Genomic DNA, 21,975 nt, shown 5'->3' with positions numbered 1-21,975 from the left:
ATCCTATATAGATAGATTTATATAATATTTTAAAAATTTATTACAAAATGTTTCGAAATAATTTATTATTATGTGCTAAAATTAAATAGACAAATTTATATAAAAATTCGATTAAATATTTAAAAATACAACACGATATTCAAATATTTTTTAAATGGAGAGATTAACAATGAAAATCAGACATACTTTAATACTAGTAATAACCATAATAATGTTAAGTGGAGTATATTATGGTTATAAATTATTGTCTACAACAAAAAATACGTATGATGTAGAAATTAAAATACCTGAAAATTCATCTACTCGAGAAATAGCTAATATTTTACATGAAAAATCTATTATTAGAAGTAAGTATTATTTTATATTTGAACAAAAGGTATTACACAAAGATAAAATAATAAAATTCGGTACTTTTATAATACCTAAGCAAATACCTTTATCTAGACTAGCCAATATTTTGGCCCGATATGGAAAAGATGCTAACATGATTAAAATTACCATACCAGAAGGATACAATACTGAACAAATAGGACAACTCTTGGAAAAAAATGGTTTAGTAACTAAAAATGACTTCTTAAATAAAGTAGCAAATTGGAAAGATACTAGCTATTGGTTTTTAAAAGATATTCCTCAAGATACTCATATGCTAGACGGTTTTTTATTTCCTAATACATACTTTTTTTATAAAAACGAAACATCAGATGAAATAATACATGCAATGCTAGATCAATTCGATAAAGAAATTTCCCAGTATAAGAATTATATTATACAGTCCAACTATGATATAAGAAATCTAGTAATAGTTGCATCACTAATTGAAAAGGAAGCACGAAAGGACGTAGACAGACCTAAAATTGCCAGTGTAATATATAATCGTTTAAATAAAGATATGCCATTACAAATAGATGCAACAATAATTTATGTTATAGGTCATAAGGATAAATTATATAATAAAGACCTGATGGTTCAATCTCCATATAACACCTATATAAATAAGGGATTACCACCTTCATCTATATGTAACCCTGGAATTGCATCTATAACCGCTGCAATACATCCAGAAAAAACTGATTATTTGTACTATGTTCTTAACGAACAAACAAGCGAACATGTATTTGCTAAAACATATCAGGAACACGTTGAAAACATAAAAAAATATATAAAACATTAATAAAGTTTTTTATGCTTTTTACTACTTCCTATTTCTTAATCCATATTTTTTAATATATAGATATCCAACTTCGATACTTAATTTATAATAAGGTGTTTATTTACTAATATTTAGTAGTATTATTTAACTGTTTTTTCTGTACTTACAAGCTTTACAGTCATTAAAAACAGTTAACAATACAGAAAAGATTGGTAAATAAACACCTGGCTCTAAATTAATGTTCGAGGTTGCATATCTATATAGATAGTTAACTGTAAAACTAAACTTATCTAATTTGCCAACTTAATGATAAATATTGATATTGTAAATATACGTTAGATGCAAAAGTGGCAAATTGACATTATGATAAATTAATCTTTAGAGTTTACTATCTATAGATAGTTTACTGTAAAACTAAACTTAGCTAATTTACCAACTTAACAGAAGATATTAATATTCTAAGTATACGTTATATATTAAGATATGAAACTACTCTTCCTTTCGTCAGAGTAGTAAGCGATTCGCACAAAATCACAGATTTTGGCTCTCTGCTTAAACACGAACTTTAGACTGATTAAAAGTTTTTAACGTGCTGAAGTTTGGCAACATATTCGGTCGTATAAGTTAAGTTTCCCGCCTAAAACCCTTTAGTAATAAATACTTCTGGTGGGTTTGTAAACATCTTTCAAAAAGCATTTTCCAAAGATTCTAAAGACAGATTCCAATGCTTATACCCCTGCACTATGATATTATAATAGCTTTCAGCCGGCTTAACTTTGCCTTTTTCATTCATAATATAAACAAAAGCATTGTAACTCTTGCCTTCATCATCTTCAACTATAATATCTATCTTTTTATAAAGTCTTGGATATTCCTCGTAAATATCAAGGTTTTTAATGTCTCTATTGGATACTTTGTAAACCGCACCGTAAACTATATCTTCTTTACTTTCAATAATATCAGCATATTTATTAAAAACCAATTTATATCCTTTAAGCCTAACTCTTGCTAGTGGAACTGAATCTGGACACCGTTTTTTCATTTGAAGCCTATTAAGATTACTTCCATATGCAAAATATAACATCTTTAGTTTCTCCTTTCTTCAATATCTGGTTTTAGTCATCTGAAAAAAATAACTAGCAAATTTAATCGGTAATTTTTTCAGATTCCTTATAACATATCTAGTAATAATTTAGCGCTATGCTTTGCTTTATCTAGATGTATCTTAGAATTTTCTTTCTTTACATGAATATCCTTGCTGCTTCCATCAAAATTATTTATTGCTTCTTTTATAGCATCTTTTAACTTTGGTATAATCTCAATGATTCTTTTGACTATATAAACGTATTCATCATTATAAAGTCTATAACATTTAAATTCTCCTGAAATTAAACTTCCTTCAGAAAAAATATATATAAATCTATCCTTCATTTTATCTGACAAAGTAATTTCAATTTTATGCTTATATAATCTGAATGTAACACCTCTTTCTTCTATGAATACAGGAAACATAGTTGAAAATAAAAAAGCTACATTTTCTACAGAGTTATCCAAAAATCCAACGTCAGAGAAATCCCTAAAATTTAAACACTCTTCAATATCCTTTGAAAATATTTTTTCTCTTATAATTGAAGAAATTTTATCTCTTAACTCTTCTTCTTTTCCCTTAGAAATGTAATTTTCTATAGAATTAAATAGATTGTTTATATACTTATTTTTCTTCTGCTTATTATTCCTATTTTCTGTCATAACAATCTCCTCTTTTACCTATTCTATAATAAAAGTATATATAATATTTTCAATAAATGCAAATACTTCTCAATATAATAAAAACACTATCAAAATTTATTAAAATTCAATAAACTGATAGTGTTTTTACTTAATTACGAAAGATTGTTAATAGATCCTTTATATTTAGTCCTATTTATAAATTAATATAGTATCCAGTAATCTTTCAACTTCAGCTATAGGCTTACCATTTCTATTTACATAATCCTCTATTTGATCCTTACCTATTTTGTTAATATCAAAGTATTTAGCTTCTTCATTACCAAAATATAAGCCTGATACTGAAGCCGCAGGATTCATCATATACCCACCTTCTGTTAAAGTGACTCCTACATTTTCCTCTCCTTTTAAGAGGTCAAATAGTTTTACTTTTTCAGCATGGTCTCTTAAAGAAGGATAACCAAAGGCTGGTCTTATTCCCCTATAACTTCCTTTTAGAAGTTCAGTAAGTGTTAGATTTTCACCCTCAGAATATCCCCAGTAGTTCCTTCTCACTTCTAGATGCATCAACTCTGCAAAAGCTTCAGCTAATCTATCGGCTAAAACTTTAACCATAATTGCACTATATTCGTCTCCGCTTTCTTTTAATTTATCAGCAAATTCCTGAGCACCTAAACCAGCAGTGACAATAAATCCACCAATATAATCTTTTATTCCACTTTCCTTTGGAGCTACAAAGTCTGAAAGACTGCGATAGACTCCTTCTTTTTTAATCTCCTGTTGCCTTAACATATTAAAGGTAGTTAACACTTCTTTTCTTTCTTCATCAGCAAAAACTACAATATCTTCACCAATAGAATTTGCAGGAAATAATCCAAATACACCATTAGCAGTTAAGATTCTCTCTTTATCTAGTATATCTAGCATTGCATTAGCATCATCTAATAGCTTTTTAGCTTCATCCTTGTATTTATCATTACTCATAATCTCAGGATAGGTAACTCCCATATCCCAAGCTACAAAAAAGAATGTCCAATCTATATACTTTCTAAGTTCTGATATTGGATAACTTTTTATAACTTTAACACCTTGGAAATTAGGAGTCTTTATATGTGTTTTCTCCCAATCTATTATAAACTTATTTTCTTTAGCAGCTTCTATAGAAATAAGCTTTCTTTCATACTTTGAATAGGTTTCTCTAATTTGTGCATATTCTTCAGCAATTTCCTTTAAGTATTCATTGTTATCTTCCTTATCCATTAACCTTTTAGCAGCCTGTACAGCCTTAGATGCATCCGTTGTGTGAATTACTCCTTTAGAATACTTAGGTGCTATTTTTAAAGTTGTATGAGTCTTAGATGTAGTAGCACCGCCTACCATTAAAGGAATAGTAAAACCTTGGCGTTCCATTTCTTCAGCCACATGACACATTTCATCCAATGAAGGAGTAATAAGACCGCTTAGAGCTATAATATCTGCCTTTTCCTTTATTGCAGTTTCAAGTATAGTTTCGCAAGGTACCATTACGCCAAGATCAATAACCTGGAAGTTATTACAGGCTAGTACTATACTCACAATATTCTTTCCAATGTCATGAACATCCCCTTTTACTGTTGCAAATATTACTTTTCCTGCACTAGAATTTTCATCATCATTTTTCTCCGCTTCAATATATGGAAGCAGACATCCCACAGCCTTTTTCATTACTCTTGCACTTTTAACAACTTGTGGCAGGAACATTTTCCCTTCACCAAACAACTCTCCTACCACTTTCATGCCGTCCATTAAAGGTCCTTCTATAATCTGTAGTGATTTATCGTAGAATTTTCTAGCTTCTTCAACATCTTCATCAATATATTCTGTGATACCTTTTACTAATGCATATTTTAATCTTTCCTTAGCATCTGTTTCTCTCCATTTAAGCTTATTTTCATTTGAGTTACCTTCTGCTGCTTTATAGCTTTCCGCAAATTCTAACAATTTTTCTGCTGCTTCTGGATAATTGTTTAAAACTACATCTTCTACTTTTTGTAATAATTCCTTATCTATTTCGTCGTATATTTGAATCATACCTGGATTCACAATTCCCATATCCATACCAACATTAATTGCGTGATATAAGAAAACAGAATGCATTGCCTCTCTTATGGCATTATTACCTCTAAAGGAAAAGGATAGATTTGAAACACCACCACTTACTTTTGCATAAGGTAGATTTTCTTTAATCCATTTAACTGCATTTATGTAATCTACACCATAGTTATTATGTTCTTCAATACCTGTGGCAATAGCCAGTATATTAGGATCAAAAATTATATTTTCTGGTGGGAACTTTACTATATCCACTAAAATATCATAGGCTCTTTTACATATTTCTATCTTTCTTTCATAGGTATCAGCCTGCCCCTTTTCATCAAAGGCCATAACCACAACACCTGCGCCAAACTTTTTAATAATAGTTGCCTGTCTTATAAACTCTTCTTCTCCACCCTTTAAACTAATAGAGTTTACAACTGGTTTACCTTGAATTGCTTTTAAACCAACTTCTAATACTTCCCATTTTGAAGAGTCTATCATCACTGGAACTTTAGATATTTCTGGTTCACTGGCAAGAAGCTTTAAGAAAATATCCATTTCCTTTGGTGCATCTAAAAGCGCATCATCAAAGTTTACATCAATAATTTGAGCTCCATTCTCCACTTGTTCCTTTGCTATTGAAAGAGCTTCTTCATATTTTTTCTCTCTTATAAGCCTTGCAAATTTTGCTGAACCAGCTACATTTGTCCTTTCACCTATATTTACAAAGTTATTTTCCCTATTTACTTTAGCGATCTCTAATCCACAGTAAACAGTTTCTTTCTCAATTTTCGGAATAACTCTAGGTTTATAGTTTTCAACCACTTTTGCAATTGCCTTAATATGATGTGTTGTTGTACCACAACATCCTCCCACTATGTTTAAATGACCTTCCTTAGCCAATTCCTCTATGAAAGCTGCTGTTTCCTCTGGAAGTTCATCATACTGACCTAATGTATTAGGTAAACCCGCATTGGGATAAAAGCTTATATAATATTCCTGACTATGAGACAATTCCTTTATAAATGGAATTAAATCTTTAGCGCCAAAGGCACAGTTAAGACCTATACTGATTACCCTTTGATTTTTAACAGAAGCTGCAAAAGCCTCCATAGTCTGTCCAGATAAAGTTCTTCCACTCTTATCTGTAATTGTTCCACTAATCATAATAGGAATATCTAACTGTTTTTCTTCAAGAACAGTATCCGCTGCATAAATTGCTGCTCTAGCATTTAGAGTATCGAATATAGTTTCTATTAGTAAAACATCTACTCCACCATCTACCAGACCTTCTATTTGCTCTTTATAGGCTGAAACTAATTCATCAAAGGATATATTTCTATACTCTGGTCTTTCTACATCAGGCGATAAAGACGCAGTTCTATTTGTGGGACCAATGGATCCAGCTACAAAGCGCGGCTTATGTGGATTTTTTTCTGTATAAATGTCAGCAGCTTCTCTAGCAAGCCTAGCTCCATAGTAATTTAGATCATAAGACTTCTCTTCCATTCCGTAATCTGCTTGAGAAATTCTATTGGAGTTAAAGGTATTAGTTTCTATAATATCGGCACCAGCCTGCAAATAGTCTTCATGAATAGATTTTATAACGTCAGGACGATTAAGGCTTAATAAATCATTGTTGCCCTTTTGATTTTGAACGCACTGACAAGCACCCCTAAAATCAGCTTCCGTTAACCCATGATTTTGTATAGCTGTGCCCATGGCTCCATCAAGTACCAATATTTTATTCTTAAGATAGTCTCGAATATTATGTTTCATATTGTAGCCCCCTTATATTAGTATATTACTAATGCTTATTTTACAGGAATTTTTAAAAACTGTAAATTAAATAAAAATGTCAGAAGCTTATATTTAATTTTTATATTGTTTCATTAACTTATCAGTTATAGTAATGAGCTAAATAAAATAGGCTTAGTATATAACTGAGAGTAAAATTATATACTAAGCTTCTAGACTCATTCAAATGAGAACTAGATGGTGGTTAGGTTAGACATCTGAACGTAATTTGGTCCCTATATGATTTAAGCTTAATTTATTATAGATACCCACAACTTAAATTTAACTTATGCGTAGGAATATGCTGCCAAAACTGAAGGCACTTTTAAAAACTTTTTTATCAGCCTTATTGAAGTGTTTTTAGAAAATCTTAGGAGCTTTGATATGTCTGAGGTACGAGTTTATCGAAGCTTCTTAGATTTTCAAAAACACGAACTTTAGACTGATAAAAAGTTTTTAACGTGCCGAAGTTTGGCAGCATATTCCGGAGTATAAGTTAAATTTGGGGCATGAGCATCTATATATATGTTAGTTTTTAATCTTAACCTCTGGTATAGGTGATCCATCTAAAACTTTTTTTAGTTTTCCTAGAAAATATCCAGATACTACTGGTGCTAATCCTATAAATATTAAGTAAACCTTTAGTATTGAAATGTGCTTAAAGGTTGACAGCAACATTATTAACAAAATAGCACTTATAGATCTTCCACTGTTAAGAACTATATCTTTATTAATCATATATTCTATTCTCATATCCTCTTCATGTGCTCTGTTTATTACATTAAAGGTAGAAGAAGATAACTGTATCATAAAAAATGGCAGAAAAAATGCATCCATTACAGTGTATATAAGCAGTGTGCCATATGTTATGTTTATTACTAATGCTAAAACAGCCACAAATAATCCTATAGTTCCAATGGCAATTGAAGTTTTCCTATAACAGGGTTTAATTATTTTTTGTACCAGTACATAGGATGCCGATGATGTTACTGAAGCAATAAGACTAAGTTTTCCTAGAGATAGTTCACTTCCTGTAGTCTCTATAACTAATATATTTATTAAAAAAACAATTATAACATCCCTAAAGGACCAAAAAATTGTAGCTTTCCTAATAGTTCTCCATTCTTCACAGTTACCTGAGAAGGCCTTTTTAAAGTTAAGTTTACTAGAATAATTCTCGCACTTTAAAATGGCACTTATGAAAACTAATACTATAAATACAGCAAAGGTTATAGTAAAAACTATTCTATATCCAGTGATTCCAGTAAATCTAGTAATCATATAAGCTGAACTTATAGGCGCAACAGCTGAGGCAATTCCACATAAGCTTCCATTAAACCCGTTAAATGAATCTCTATTGTTAACATGAGTAAAATCAAAGCTAAGAGTGTTAAATGCTAACCAATAAAAGCCTGCTGCCAATCCATGTACAGCACCAAGAAGATATATATAAGATATCCCTTTATTACCTACCATTAGTATTAGTATATAAAACAATGCGTATCCTAGCAGACCTATCCTTAATGACCATATGCCATTCTTCTTTTTTGAAAGTACTCCTGCCAAAACAAAAATTATTGGAGTAGTTACATAATTGATTAAATTATAAACTGTTATAACAATAAAGCTGCTGGTTTCTTTCCAAAAGAACACATTTACAAAAATACCTGATAGACCCATAGCAAAAGTAAATAGAGTACTTACAATTAATAGAACTTTAGCATTTTTACACATAAGGTTTTCTCCTTTAACATGGTTATTACCTTTTTATTATGTGCATAATACTATTTATTATCATAGTCCAATTTTTACATGGTACTCTATAAATGAAAACTAATGATTTCTAAACTTCAGAGGGAGGTTAGATGGCTAAATTACCTTTAACAGCCATACTTGCTGGTGATGACAATTAATTTGCCCAGTGTCCATAAGCCAAGCTCCCCCTAAAGCCAATAACTCTAGTTATATCATAAAAAGTATAGCCAGCCTACTGTGGATTTTATAAATTACTTTTAACAATTTTTTTCAATGTTTTAACTAAAATATCTATTTCTTTATAAGTATTATAAAGTCCAAAACTAAGTCTAACCATTCCAGGACGTTTATCATCATCTGGGTTTACTTTATAGTACTCTATTACTTCATAAGGTACCTGTAGTAACCTGTGTATATATGGTTGAGCACAAAAACATCCACTTCTTACGGCAATGCCAGCGGTAGTTGATAGTAGCTTAGCTGTAAGCTCATGTGGAAGTCCTTTTATATTAAATGGAAGAATAGCAACCTTATTACACTTGCAGTCTACATCGCAATATATTTTAATAAAGGGAATTTCCTTCAATTTATTTAAGGCATAGTCATACAAACTCATCTCATATTTCTCTATTTTTTCCATACCAATATTGTTAAGTGTGTTTATTGCAGAAACTAGTGCTATAACTCCCATAATATTAGGAGAACCACTTTCATTTTTATCAGGAGGTTCTGCCCATATTACAAGGTTGTCAGTTACAAGCTTTACTGTACCACCGCCCTGACTATCTGGTTGAGCGTTCAAAAATGTTTCATTAGGGCCTATAAGTACGCCTATTCCAAAAGGTGCATACATTTTATGTGCGGAAAATACCAGATAATCAATATTTTCTTCTTCACGTTCAGCCTCCATATATATAGGCGAATGAGGTACAAGTTGTGCTCCATCTACTAATATCTTGGCTCCAAAACTATGTGATAACCTAGCTATATCATATATTGGATTTTTATATCCTGTAACATTAGAAGCGCCTGTAACACATACAAGTTTTACTCTGCCGTTGTATTTTCTTAGTTTATATTCTAAATCATCTATTCTAAGCTTTCCTAATTCATCAACTTCTACGTAATCAGTGTTAAACTTGGTTCTCCAAGGTAAGTCATTAGAATGATGCTCCATTCTTGTGGACAGAATTATAGAATTTTTATCAATGTTGTAGATAGTATAGGCTAGTTTATTTATACCTTCAGTGGTGTTTTTTACATATATAACTGTATTTCTATCTTTATTACAATGAACAAAATCACATACGATTTTTTTGGAACTTTCATACAACTCTGATGAAAATATAGATTTAAATCCAGTTCCTCTATGAATTGAAGAATAATACTTTGAAAACCACTCTATCTTCTCTAAAACAGAATTAAAAGGAGGAGTAGTGGCTGCGTTATCAAAATTTATAGCAATTACATCTTTTCCTTTTTCAATAGGAACTTTTTTATCTACACCAGCTATAAGCTTTCTATATTTAGGCTTTATTTTATTATAACCCATAGTGAATCACTCTCCTATGGTATAATATGCCTAACAATATTGGGTGTTCTTTTTTTAATTAAGAAAACCTATTAAATTTATTTTTAGGAAATTTCCACTCCATATACCACATAAATCCTACATTAGCAGAAGCTTTTCTAATAAAATTTCCTAGATTCATTAATACTAATAGAGTACATTTATCAATTAAATTTAAATCTAGGAGTGAATTATATGAAGAAAAAACTTATTATTTTAACTCTATCTTTATTATCAATTTTTCCAGTTTCATGCACTACTCAACAACAAAAAAAACAGGTAAGACAGCCTGCTCCTGGTGTAATATCTTCATATGCTAAAGTTGGAGATATTAATAAAGTAAAAATTACTTCTGATTCAGCTAACATAACAACTGGTTGTTCTCCTAATGCTCCTGTAATTCAGTCTGCTAGTAAAAATAATACTTTTGATGTAGTAAGTCAAGTTCAAGATTGGTTTGCAGTAAAGCTACCTAACAATACAATTGGCTTTGTTCCTCAAGGACAATGTACTCCAATTGTATCTGACAATAAGACCACTCCAACTCTTCCAAGTGGAAGCACAGGAGCATCCATTCAACCAGGAACATCAACTCAGCCCTCTACAGTACCTAAAACTCCAGCAGCACAAACAAATTCTGGTACATTAAGTAATTCGGAACAGAAGATGCTAAATCTGGTAAATAGTGTTCGAGCTCAAAATAATCTTCCTGCTTTAAAAGTAGATACACAATTATGTAACGTTGCTAGAGTAAAATCTCAAGATATGATAGATAATAATTACTTTAGCCACTATTCTCCTAAATACGGAAGTCCTTCTGATATGATAAAGTCCTTTGGAGTAAATTATGTTACTGTAGGAGAGAATATTGCTGGTAACCAAAATGTTCAAAGTGCACAAAATGCATTAATGAATTCTCCAGAACATAGAAAAAATATATTAAGCTCCGAGTTTACTCATATAGGTATAGGAATTAAACAAGGTGGCCCTTATGGTACTATGTTCACACAGCAATTTATCAGCAGGCCTGAATAAAACTTAGGTATAGAAAATAGTTGCTGTGCCTTTAATTAAGGTACAGCAATCATTCATAAATATCTAATTAATAATTTATTTTTCAGCCAAATCCTTAAATCTGTTGGTAGGAATAGGTTCAGTAGAATCAGTTACTATGTCTACCACCATTGGTCCAGAGATGTTTGCAACAAAGTCTTTTAGTATTTCTATTTTCTCATTTTCTTCTATTCTCATAGATTTAATGTTCATACATGCTGCAAGGGCTGATATATCTATTTTTTCATCTGAAAATTCATTAATGGTTCTTCCGAATAAAGCTAAGTGCCCTTTATCAACAAAACTTAACGAAGAATTATTAATAACGAAGTATATAATTTTCATACTATATTTTTTAGCTGTTAGCAACTCAGCCATGCCATTCATATAAAAACTTCCATCTCCTATAAATACTGCTATAGGTCTGTTAGTATCTATTCTGCTAATTCCAATTGCTCCAATTGAACTGCCCATACATGCATAATTCATATTACATTCAAAGTCGCCCTTAGTAGGAACTTTTAAGTACTTAAAGCAATAGTTCATGGAATTTCCCATATCATTCACATAAAAAGTATTTTCAGGTAAAATATCTGTAATTTTTTCATACAATAATCTTAAGGATAACCCCGTATGATCTTTAATATATGGTTTATTTAGAGGTTCTTCTATATTATTATCTAAATCCTTATAGAATATTTTATCAGCAATATAGTCAATAGCAACATTTAGGTCCGCTACTGCACTTACATCTGAATTATAAGATCTATTAAAAACCCTATTATCAATATCTATATGTATTAGTTTATCCTTCATTAGGTCTTTACTGAAATTTTGAGTAGCACTTTCACCTAGTTTAGTACCTAATGCTAATATACATTCAATATCATTTCTTTTTATATAATTATTAGCGAGGTCGGTACCTGGAAAACCAAAGTTGCCCATATGTAGTCTGTAGTCTTCTTCTATAACTCCTTTAGCACTTGTGGTAGTTACCAACCTCCAGTTTAGTTTTTCTTCTAGCTTTTTTATTTTATCTCCAAGATTCCTACACCCACCACCTATGATCACTAATCCGTTTCTACATTTATTTATGACTTCAACAGCCTTGTCCAAAGCTTCAAAATTAGATTGTATTTTACGTGGTTGTATAATATCAAATTCTTTACCTGTATATTCTAGTTTTTGAACATCTAAAGGTATTCCTACATGAACAGGCCCTCTAGGGTACTCCATGGCGATTTCCATAGCCTTCTTTAATTCCTTTAGTATATTTTTTTCATCTGTAACTTTTCTTGTATATTTTACTATTCCCCTCAACAGCTTTTCACTATCTAGTTCCTGAATGGCACCTAGGCCCTGCTGCCATATAGCAACATATCCGCCTATGATTAAAACCGGTGCTTTAGTTTCGGCAGCTTCTGCTATACCATTCATAGCGTTAGCAACACCTACACTACCAGACATTAAACATACCCCTAGCTCTTGTGTAACCTTTGCATATTTACAAGCTGAATAGCTGGCAGCTGCTTCATTTTTGGTAATTATATATTCTATTTCCTTAAAATCATTCAAGGAATCTACTATTGGACTGATAGTCCCACTAGGAATACCATACATAGTTTTTCTGTTGTTTTTACTTAAATATCTTAGAATTTTTTCACTAACTCTCATTTCACATACTCCTTTTAATTTATTTACCTTTAGATACCCCTTAGTATACTTGCGCTTTAGTCTTAATCAATATTATAACAAAAATATTAGCATAATGTTATTAATTACAAAGTATTAAGGTTCAGTAAACATATTTAAAAAGGTGTAAATTTATTTTTTGAATTATTTAAACTTTAACAACAAAAAGACGCCACAATTATACGTTTAGTGAATGTGACCTCTGGTTTTCTAGTCGGCAATATTTATATCCAAGTTATGCTGCTTACTATATAAACCAAGTGTGTATGCAAATATTAAGTATCCTCTAATTATACATAAAGTGTATAACTATGAGACTTTTCAATTTAATAAAATCTATTAATTTTATAATTTAAATTGTATTATTTTTAAAAATTTCACCTGCAATAACTAAAGCACTGCAAGCTTTAGGAAATCCTACATAAGCTGCACAATGCAAAATAATCTCTAGTATTTCTTCTGGCTTTAATCCTACTTTAAGCGCTGATTTTATATGAAAATCTAATTGTCCAAATGCACCTTGCGTTATAAGAGAAGTTATAGTTACAACCTCCCTTGTTCTTAAATCCAAATTAGGCCTTGAATATATTTGACCAAATCCAAAGGCAACAATTTTTTCTTCAAAATCAGGAAATATATCTTTTAAGAATTTTATAGTCTGTTCTCCCTCCGTGCCTGCCATTTGTCTTAATGTTTCAATTCCATTGTTATAATCTTTATTCATTTTGTTAACCCCTTTTCATAGTTGGTGGTATTTCGTATGGATCAACCATAACTTCTATTATAATTGTTTCCTTATGTAATTTCGAAATTTCTAAAGCTTTTTTTAATTCAAATTGATTGCAACATTTAAATGATTTCACACCCATAGATTCACCAAATTTTTTAGCATCTAGTGGTATATGATAGGTTGTTCCTACCGCTTTTCCTAAATGTTGCTGCATACCTTTATCAACCATATCTAATCTTCCGTTATTTAATATTATAAAAGTAACTGGAATATTATAATTGGCTGCTGTAGATATTTCAGTACCGTGCATAAAAGTACATCCATCGCCGGTTAAACAAATAATTCTTGAGTTATGTCTTGCTATTTGTGCGCCTATAGAGTAACCTATAGCATGTCCCATTGCTCCAAATACATCATCAAAAAAGAATGTACCGGGTTTTCTAATATTAAAATATTTTATTGCATAATATGTATGACTTCCATCATCTCCAAAAACAATAGAATCATCTGGCAACTCTTTTCTTATTGTTTCTATAGCTTCCTTGGCTGAAATATAAAAATTACTATTGTTATCTAATATTTCGTATTCTTTTTTTAATAAATTAAATTCACCTTTTGTTTTGTCTGTAACTTTATCTAATACTGATTGTAAATTCGCTTTAACATCTCCAACAATAGGTAAAGTTGGAACTAATAGTGACTTTCCTATAAATGTATGATCATAATCTAAATGAACAACTTCTTTAGGGTAATTTTCTGCGGATATATCAACTAAAGACATATCTGATAGCTTACTCCCAATAACAATCATTAAATCTATACCTTCTTTAATATATTCTCTTGATCTTTCTGTACCACCTAACCCTAACGCACCAAGTGATAAGGGATGATTTTCTATAAATGTCCCTTTTCCGCCAGGTGTAGTCATAACTGGTATGTTCCACAATTCTGCTAAACTTTTAACTTCTTCATAAGCTAAACTTGAATGGACACCTTTGCCAGATAGAATAACAGGCTTTTGGGCATTATTAAGTTTATTAATAAATTCATCTAATCTAGAAGAAACTAATTGACACATGTTATTAGGCAGATCAAGTTCAAATTCTTCTATTCTCTCATTAAGTATATCAAAGGGTATAGATAGATGAACTGGCCCCTTAACGCCAAAATGTGCCTTTTCTATTGCATGTTGTAAATATCTTTGAAATTGGTCAGATCTTTCAACCCTAGCACTCAACTTAGTAACTGGTTCAAACATTTTAACTAAATCAGTACCAAAAAACGTAGAATCCTGACCTAAAGCTTTTCCTACATCATTTATTGGTTGTTGTCCAGTAATAAATAATACTGGAATATGAGAAGCTTTTGCTTGCCCTGCAGCAGTTAACAAATTTGTACCACCAGGACCTGCAGTTCCAATAGCTACACCTAGTCTTTTATTCATTAATGCATAACCTGCTGCTGCATAACCACTACCACTTTCATGTTTGTTTAAAATAAAACTTATGCCTTGTTTATCTAATTCCATAATTAAAGGAACGATAGGCTTTCCAGGTATACCAAAAATGTGACTAATTTCCCATTTTTTAAAATGTGATACTAAAATCGATGCTATACTTTTCATTGTGCTTATCTCCTTATGTACAATTAATACTTCTCTTGAAATTCTTTTTGTAGATTATAAAATTCCTTTTCAAAAACATCTGCAGGTAAAGGTTTGCTAAAAAAATAACCTTGTACAAAGTCACAATTACGTAGTTGTAAAAATCTTAATTGTTCTTTATCCTCAACGCCTTCAGCAATAACCTGTAGTTTCAAATTATGGGCCATTGAAATAATAGTGTCAACTATATTTGCATCATTTTCATCATTCATAATATCTTTAACAAAAGACTTATCTATCTTTAAATAATTAATACAGAACTTTTTTAAGTAATTTAATGAACTATATCCAGTTCCAAAATCATCAATGCTAATTTTAACTCCTAAATCATTTAATTCTTTTAATGTCTGCATTGCATAATTAACTTGCATTGTCATACTTTCAGTTATTTCTAGTTCTAAGTATTCTGGCTCAAGCTTCGTTTTACATAAAACATTTTTAATAACTTGAGTTAAGTCACATTTTAGAAATTGATGAGCCGACAAATTTACACTCACTTTTATTGATGATAAATTAATACTTTCCCATTTTTTTACTTGTGAGCAGGCTTCTCTTAATACCCACTCACCTATCTTACAAATTAATCCTGTTTCTTCTGCTATAGGAATAAATTTGTCTGGAAAAATCATTCCTTTTTCTTTATGTATCCACCTAATTAGTGCCTCAACACCAGATATTTTACCATTTTTTATATCAACTTGAGGTTGGTAATATAGAGTAAATTCATTATTTTCTAAGGCTTTTTCAATATCCATCTTTAAAGTTAACTTATCTTTATAGGATTCTTCTAAAATTGGATCGTAAATTACATATCCATTTCTTCCATTAGCCTTTGCTTTATACATAGCATTATCAGCATAAATTAAACAATCTTCAAAATTCGCGGGGTTTTCTTGATATAACACAATTCCTAAACTTGGTGTTATATGTAACTTGTGATTGTCAATTACAATTGTTCTATTAAAAGCGTTGATAATTTTTTCTCCAAGTTCTGTTGCTTGTTCTTTATTTTTAATATTAAAACATAATAATATGAATTCATCTCCACCTACACGAAAAACATGATCATCTTCACTTAAACATTCTTTTAATATTTTTGCAGCTTCATTTATTAATAAATCACCCTTTGAGTGACCGAAGGTATCATTAATCATTTTCAATTTGTCTAAATCTAAAAATAAAAGTGACATATTTTTTAATTCACAAATTTTATTATTAATGTATTTACTTAGTATTTCTTTAAAATATCTTCTATTTGGTAATCCCGTTAACTCATCGTGATATGCTAAATAATTGTATTTCTCTTCTGCTAAGTACCTTTCTGTAATATCCCTGAATTGTCCAAAAGCACCTATCATATTTGAATCTTCATCATGAATAGGTTGTATATCAACAAGACAAACATATTCTTCATTATTACTATTTTTAAATTTCACTTCAATATTTTCATACTGCTTTTGGTTATTCAAAACATCTTTAAAAAAATTACCTGTTATTGAAGATTCAAAAATAATTTTTCCTATAATTTCTTCCCTCTTATATCCAGATATTTTTTCTGCAAATGTATTAAAATCTACTACTTCTCCATCTGTATTTGTAACAATAATTGCATTTCTAGTTTTACTTAACATAATTTGGTTCATTATATTAAGTTTACGATTTTGTTTTCTAAGTAATAACTCGCGTTCTATTGCATCAACTACAGTTGTTAATGTCATTAAGAAAAATGGATTGTGAAGAATTACTGCTGTCATAATACATATACTTCCTAAAAGACTATTAACATCTGTATAGTGGAATGGCATTCCATAACAAGCACTATTATGTAAAAATGCATGAAAATGATTAGTTCCTATTAACTGCACTGGATGATCTTGTTCTAGAGTTAAGCTAACAACATTTGTCCCCATATCATCTTCACTAAATTGAATTCCTGGCCTAATACCTAATTGAGCTATAGTAGATTTTATTGTTTCATCTCCAACTGTATCCAACAAATAACCATTTTCGTCTGATATAACTATTAATATTTGAGTACCATCTAATGACTTAACTATTTTTTTACTAAAAAATTTTACTACTTCAAGAATTTCTTTATAAGCTTCTCTTTTTTCAGTTAGTTCTAATTCTGACATTATATTTTTGGGCATTCGAATTTCATTAGGATCTATACCTAATTCTATACACCTTTTTTTTGATTCTATAATATAACTTGGTTCTTGTTCATAATCTTGCTGTAACATATATTACATTCCTCCTGAAAGACAAAAGCAATTGAACCTAAGTACACTTAGGATAAGATATCTTATATTCTTTTTCATACTTACTAGTATGATGTTTTACTGTATTCTATAAGTATCATTCCATAAATTACTAATTAATTTTTATTCAAATCTACTGGCTTTTCTTGATTTCTAATTTTGTAGACTGTGCTAATAAATTTCCAATCATTGAAATTGTAGCATACCTTTCTTTCTCGTACAATACTATCTGCATGAAGAAGCTAATCTTGAATATTCTTATTATAACCTATTAATTCATGTCAGTATTTATAAGTACAGTTTGATGCTCAATCTAAGTGATCTCTAAACAACAGAGTCACTCACCACTTGAGAGAGGCTTGCCCGTGCTTGCTAGTCAACTTATAAATAAAGACTCTGTTTCTTTTTACAGAAACAGAGTTTTTATTATTATGCAGCCTTATTTCTTCTTTTCTTTCTCTCTTCAAGAATTATCATTAAAGCACCTAATCCACTCAAAGCTGCACCAAAGCTTACAAGAACTCCCATATCAATAGGTGATCCTGTTTGAGGAAGAACCTCTACAGGAGTAGTAGATAACTTCCAATTATTTGATGTACTTGGTGTAATAGTCTTGTTATCTTGAACATATCTCATCATTAGGTTTCTAACTTGTCCATCATCACCAAGTGCTTTAGCTGAATCATAAGTAACTATACTTGGGTCAGTGTTGCTTATTCCAGCAGCTTTCATGAAGCCTCCGCCGCCATTGTATCTATAGTTGTTTATTGCAACAGTAAATACATCTGTATCCTTAACTGATTTTCCGTTAACCTTTAAATTCTTGATTCTGTTTCCTGATACTACTCGTCCATTAGAATCTAATGTACATGCTGGCTGAGTTAAATCAATATCATAGGTTGCTCCGTACAATTGATCTAAATTATACTCTTTTATAGTTCCCACTGCTTTTATTTCATCTGTTGGGCTTGATACTTGCTCGTAGTATCTTGCTGAGAATTCCATCCAATCCTTTAGCTGCTTTCCTGTCATCTTTATTCCAAACAAGAAGTTTTCATATACATACACACCCATAATATCTTTGATAGTAATATCTCCTTGAGGAATATGAGCTGATGAACTTAATGGAGCTGCTATTGAAAGCTGAGTTCCAGCTGCTTGAGCCTGAACTTTATTGATTAACTCCATTATTTCCGTTGGCTGTGTAAGTTGTTTATCACCTTTGTATTCACCAGTAGATTGACCTAGTACTGTTGAAGTATATTCTAAGGTCTTGGCTTGGTATGGTGCAATTAGGGATATTATAGCAGAATCTTCAGCTATAGTGTTGTCCATGGCAACATTTTTAGTAGTTAATCCTGTAACATTTCCATTTGCATCAACAGCTATATCTATTTGAGAAATATTCTGTGCCCACTTACCTGGCTCAAGCACTGGCACAACTTTTCCATCTGGGTTTTTCAAGGTAAGATCATTTACTACATTGTGAACATGTCCTGCTACTATAGCATCTATTCCAGATACATTGGTTGCTATAGCTTTTATTTGGTTTTCAGGGATAACGTCTGCTGCACCTTCTTTTCCACTATGTGCTGCTACTATAACTACATCCGCACCAGCTTGTTTCACTATTGGAACCCATTTTTTTGCTTCATCTACTAAATCATTAAAGTGTAGTCCTTCATAATGAGCTGGATCTTCCCAGCTTGGTATAGTTTTTGTTGTAAGTCCAAGTACTCCTACTTTAATTGTTTTACCATTTACGTCAAAGGATTTTATATAGTACGGATCTACAAAATTTGTACCATCAGTCTTATAAGTATTCGCTGACAATACATGGATGTTTCCTTGTTTATATTGGCTAACAATTCTATTTAGAGTGTCAAGTCCAAAATTAAACTCATGATTTCCCAAAGTTTCAGTTTCATATCCCATTGCTTTCATAACTTCTGCCATTGGATAAGGTGTAGTTTTATCTATCATGTTATAGTAGTTAACAAGAGGAGTACCTTGTATTGTATCTCCATTATCAATTAACATAACATTTGGATTAGCGGCTCTTAACCCCTTAACATAGGTTGAAACCTTAGCTAATCCTTGTCCCTTGGAAGGAGCTGAGTTTGTTCCATAATCAAAGTTTAATACATTTCCATGAACATCTGAGGTTGCAACTACAGATATTGTAGCTGCTGGAGCTGGTGCTGACGTACCACTAGTTTTAACCACATCAGCTGCACTATCAACTAATAGTTCTAATGTACCATCATACTTACTTACAGCAGCTGTTACATCAGCAGTATCATTTACTGCTAATCCAGCTACCACTGGCATTTTATATATATTTATACTTCCAGTAGAGTCTTGTGCCATAGATGAACCTGAGTTATCTATACTTGTAAAGGTTAGATTTTTAACTTTCACAAGTTGTCCTTGTAAAGCATCAGTAATTGCACTTGCATTAACCTCTATAGGTGTAACTGTATTACCAGTACTTACTTTTACTACATCTGCTGCAGAAGCTGGCGTTATTTCTAATAATCCATGATATGTTGATAAAGGTCCTGTTACTGTAATTTTGTCACCTTTCTGAGCAGTAAAAGTGTTTCCACTTTTGTTATACACACAAATTCCTGCTGTATTATCCTGCATAAATACATTATTACCATTTACTGCAGAAACAGTTCCTGTAAGTATAGCTGATCCTGTTTGAGCAGTTCTTGCTTCTGCTATAGTCATAGTTGTAGCAGGTCCTGATTGAGTCTGAGAAACAATTCTGTTATTCATATCAAATTTAATAGTTTTATTTGCTCTAATGTCATCAATGAAAGCATCTCTTGCAAGCTTATGAGTATTATATAATGTAGCTTTAACTGCTGGATCAGTAAATCCTAAGAATCCATCTCCACCTGTTAATACAAAGTCTGGACCAGCTACCTTTAAAACTTCGGTATCGCTAATAGCTGTTCCATCTTCTCTAGTTATGTTAACTACTTTGCTGCCATATGGCTTTGAATTATCATAAGTAAATTTTATTCCTGAAACCTGAATTCCTTTTCCACCTATTGTTTTAGTTAAGTTACTAGGATCTGGATAAGTACTAACTGCCTGTTCAAGAACGGTTTTCAATTGAGCTTTATTCATTTGTACAGTATTTATTTCATTGTCAAAAGGCATAAATGTGTATACTTGTCCAACTGTTATAGCACCTTTATTGAAATCACATCTTAAACCACCATTATTAGCAATACCTACATCTGCGTTAGCAAATTTTTTAACTACATCTGATGCCCAGTTTCCTAACTGCGATTCACCATATGGTTGTTGAGCTTGGCTTCTAGTTATATCAGTAGTAATATTACCAATAGATTCATTAAATGTTGGTCCTATTTCCACGTTTGCATCACTAACAATCTGTTGAACAGCTGAATCAACTGTTGGGTTTGTAGCCTTATATCCATTAGTATTATCTAATGCTACGTAGCAGGAACTGGTATTTGTAAAGCTAACACTGTTATCAGCAGCTACTGTCATCTTTAAATCTACAAAGCCTTTTCCGCTGCTGTTTGCGTTAACTACTGGAATGCCATTAATTTGGGTCTGCAGTATTGAATGAGAGTGTCCTCCAAATACTGCATTTACATTTGAAAGTTTACCAGCTATAGTATTTAGAGTAGTTCCACCTTCATGAATTACAGCAATTATAACATCTGCCTGATTGTTATCCTTAAGATTCTTTGCTACAGTGTTAACTTCATCTGCAGCATCAGTAAAGTTTTTGTCTGCAACATAAGCAGGCATTACAATGTTAGGTGTATCGTTTGTAATTGCCCCTATAAAAGCAATTCTCACACCATCTCTTGTAATAATCTTGTATGGATCAAATACTCTTGTACCATTTGACCCGTCTGGATTTTTATTGTACAGATTTGCACAAATAATATTATATGCTGCACCCTGCATTGTGGTATTTGTTATAGTATCTAGTCCCCAGTCAAATTCATGGTTTCCTAACCCTGTAAATTCCATACCTAAAGTACTCATAGTGTTCTGCACTGGAACCCCTTTTAAAACATTAGAAATTGGCGTACCTTGATATAAATCTCCGCCACCAAAAATAATAGTATTTGGGTTTGCAGCCTTTATAGCTTTAACCCTGTTTGCCAATACTGCAGCAACTGGGTTTAAACTATTGTCTTGAAGAGCTCCATGAAAATCTGTTATTTCAATTAAATCAAAGGTTTTACTCCCTGAAGATCCATCCCCAGCCGCTGCCTTTACGCTTTGAACCCCATTAATTCCAACAAAATTAGACAATATTAAAGCTAATGTTATTATCCAGCTAAATAGCTGCTTCTGTTTTTGTTTAAACATTTAATTACCTCCATTTAATTTTTCTAACTCTAATCTTACGTATAAAGTAAAATTTCGTCTTACCGTGATCTTCTACTACACCCAAGTATTAGTCAAACAAAGCCTTATCACCCACTCAGTATATTTATA

At 31.3% G+C, this 21,975-nt stretch carries 12 protein-coding genes; 2 read left to right on the top strand and 10 right to left on the bottom strand.

Going from position 1 to position 21,975, the window contains the following annotated elements; all coding sequences use genetic code 11:
* Positions 1-169: 169 nt before the first annotated feature.
* Entirely contained in the window at positions 170-1,171 is a 1,002-nt protein-coding gene (gene mltG / locus HGI79_RS13645; protein ID WP_185651245.1) for an endolytic transglycosylase MltG, read from the top strand.
* Positions 1,172-1,835: 664 nt separating this feature from the next.
* Here mltG and HGI79_RS13640 read toward each other — a convergent pair.
* From HGI79_RS13640 to HGI79_RS13620, 5 genes are all read right to left on the bottom strand, one after another.
* The gene (locus HGI79_RS13640) at positions 1,836-2,234 is read right to left on the bottom strand and encodes a gamma-glutamylcyclotransferase family protein (RefSeq protein ID WP_185651244.1); all 399 of its coding nucleotides are present in this window, start codon (positions 2,232-2,234) and stop codon (positions 1,836-1,838) included.
* 86 nt (positions 2,235-2,320) lie between these two features.
* Positions 2,321-2,899 carry a hypothetical protein gene (locus tag HGI79_RS13635; protein ID WP_185651243.1) on the bottom strand — a complete coding sequence of 193 codons (579 nt, stop codon included), beginning with the start codon at positions 2,897-2,899 and terminating at the stop codon, positions 2,321-2,323.
* Between the two features lie 171 nt (positions 2,900-3,070).
* Positions 3,071-6,733 carry a methionine synthase gene (metH, locus tag HGI79_RS13630; RefSeq protein WP_185651242.1) on the bottom strand — a complete coding sequence of 1,221 codons (3,663 nt, stop codon included), beginning with the start codon at positions 6,731-6,733 and terminating at the stop codon, positions 3,071-3,073.
* 546 nt (positions 6,734-7,279) lie between these two features.
* On the bottom strand, positions 7,280-8,485 hold the full coding sequence (locus tag HGI79_RS13625) for an MFS transporter (RefSeq protein WP_185651241.1): 1,206 nt from the start codon (positions 8,483-8,485) through the stop codon (positions 7,280-7,282).
* Between the two features lie 265 nt (positions 8,486-8,750).
* Entirely contained in the window at positions 8,751-10,058 is a 1,308-nt protein-coding gene (locus HGI79_RS13620; RefSeq protein ID WP_185651240.1) for an aminotransferase class V-fold PLP-dependent enzyme, read from the bottom strand.
* Between the two features lie 213 nt (positions 10,059-10,271).
* Between HGI79_RS13620 and HGI79_RS13615 the strand changes: the two genes are divergently transcribed.
* A complete protein-coding gene (locus HGI79_RS13615; protein ID WP_185651239.1) occupies positions 10,272-11,111 on the top strand; it encodes a CAP domain-containing protein in 840 nt (279 codons plus the stop codon).
* 75 nt (positions 11,112-11,186) lie between these two features.
* Here HGI79_RS13615 and HGI79_RS13610 read toward each other — a convergent pair whose 3' ends face one another.
* From HGI79_RS13610 to HGI79_RS13590, 5 genes are all read right to left on the bottom strand, one after another.
* The gene (locus tag HGI79_RS13610) at positions 11,187-12,803 is read right to left on the bottom strand and encodes a thiamine pyrophosphate-binding protein (protein ID WP_185651238.1); all 1,617 of its coding nucleotides are present in this window, start codon (positions 12,801-12,803) and stop codon (positions 11,187-11,189) included.
* A 370-nt stretch (positions 12,804-13,173) separates the two neighbouring features.
* Positions 13,174-13,545 (bottom strand): carboxymuconolactone decarboxylase family protein, encoded by a 372-nt coding sequence (locus HGI79_RS13605; RefSeq protein WP_185651237.1) that lies wholly within the window; start codon positions 13,543-13,545, stop codon positions 13,174-13,176.
* 4 nt (positions 13,546-13,549) lie between these two features.
* Complete coding sequence (locus HGI79_RS13600) at positions 13,550-15,175, bottom strand: thiamine pyrophosphate-binding protein (RefSeq protein WP_185651236.1); 1,626 nt, start codon at positions 15,173-15,175, stop codon at positions 13,550-13,552.
* A gap of 23 nt (positions 15,176-15,198) precedes the next feature.
* The gene (locus HGI79_RS13595; RefSeq protein ID WP_185651235.1) at positions 15,199-17,457 is read right to left on the bottom strand and encodes an EAL domain-containing protein; all 2,259 of its coding nucleotides are present in this window, start codon (positions 17,455-17,457) and stop codon (positions 15,199-15,201) included.
* A gap of 447 nt (positions 17,458-17,904) precedes the next feature.
* Positions 17,905-21,846: a 5'-nucleotidase C-terminal domain-containing protein gene (locus HGI79_RS13590; protein ID WP_185651234.1), complete on the bottom strand. Its 3,942-nt coding sequence runs from the start codon at positions 21,844-21,846 to the stop codon at positions 17,905-17,907.
* Between the last annotated feature and the right edge of the window lie 129 nt (positions 21,847-21,975).

The organism is Clostridium sp. DJ247 (genome assembly GCF_014231265.1).
This window is presented reverse-complemented; position numbering and strand designations above follow the sequence as displayed.

What these genes read in the sequence shown, in the direction of transcription:
- HGI79_RS13625 (WP_185651241.1), bottom strand. Translation starts at nt 8,485, where the DNA reads ATGTGTAAAAATGCTAAAGTTCTATTAATTGTAAGTACTCTATTTACT.
- HGI79_RS13620 (WP_185651240.1), bottom strand. Translation starts at nt 10,058, where the DNA reads ATGGGTTATAATAAAATAAAGCCTAAATATAGAAAGCTTATAGCTGGT.
- HGI79_RS13595 (WP_185651235.1), bottom strand. Translation starts at nt 17,457, where the DNA reads ATGTTACAGCAAGATTATGAACAAGAACCAAGTTATATTATAGAATCA.
- HGI79_RS13640 (WP_185651244.1), bottom strand. Translation starts at nt 2,234, where the DNA reads ATGTTATATTTTGCATATGGAAGTAATCTTAATAGGCTTCAAATGAAA.
- HGI79_RS13605 (WP_185651237.1), bottom strand. Translation starts at nt 13,545, where the DNA reads ATGAATAAAGATTATAACAATGGAATTGAAACATTAAGACAAATGGCA.
- HGI79_RS13635 (WP_185651243.1), bottom strand. Translation starts at nt 2,899, where the DNA reads ATGACAGAAAATAGGAATAATAAGCAGAAGAAAAATAAGTATATAAAC.
- HGI79_RS13610 (WP_185651238.1), bottom strand. Translation starts at nt 12,803, where the DNA reads ATGAGAGTTAGTGAAAAAATTCTAAGATATTTAAGTAAAAACAACAGA.
- HGI79_RS13590 (WP_185651234.1), bottom strand. Translation starts at nt 21,846, where the DNA reads ATGTTTAAACAAAAACAGAAGCAGCTATTTAGCTGGATAATAACATTA.
- HGI79_RS13615 (WP_185651239.1), top strand. Translation starts at nt 10,272, where the DNA reads ATGAAGAAAAAACTTATTATTTTAACTCTATCTTTATTATCAATTTTT.
- mltG (WP_185651245.1), top strand. Translation starts at nt 170, where the DNA reads ATGAAAATCAGACATACTTTAATACTAGTAATAACCATAATAATGTTA.
- HGI79_RS13600 (WP_185651236.1), bottom strand. Translation starts at nt 15,175, where the DNA reads ATGAAAAGTATAGCATCGATTTTAGTATCACATTTTAAAAAATGGGAA.
- metH (WP_185651242.1), bottom strand. Translation starts at nt 6,733, where the DNA reads ATGAAACATAATATTCGAGACTATCTTAAGAATAAAATATTGGTACTT.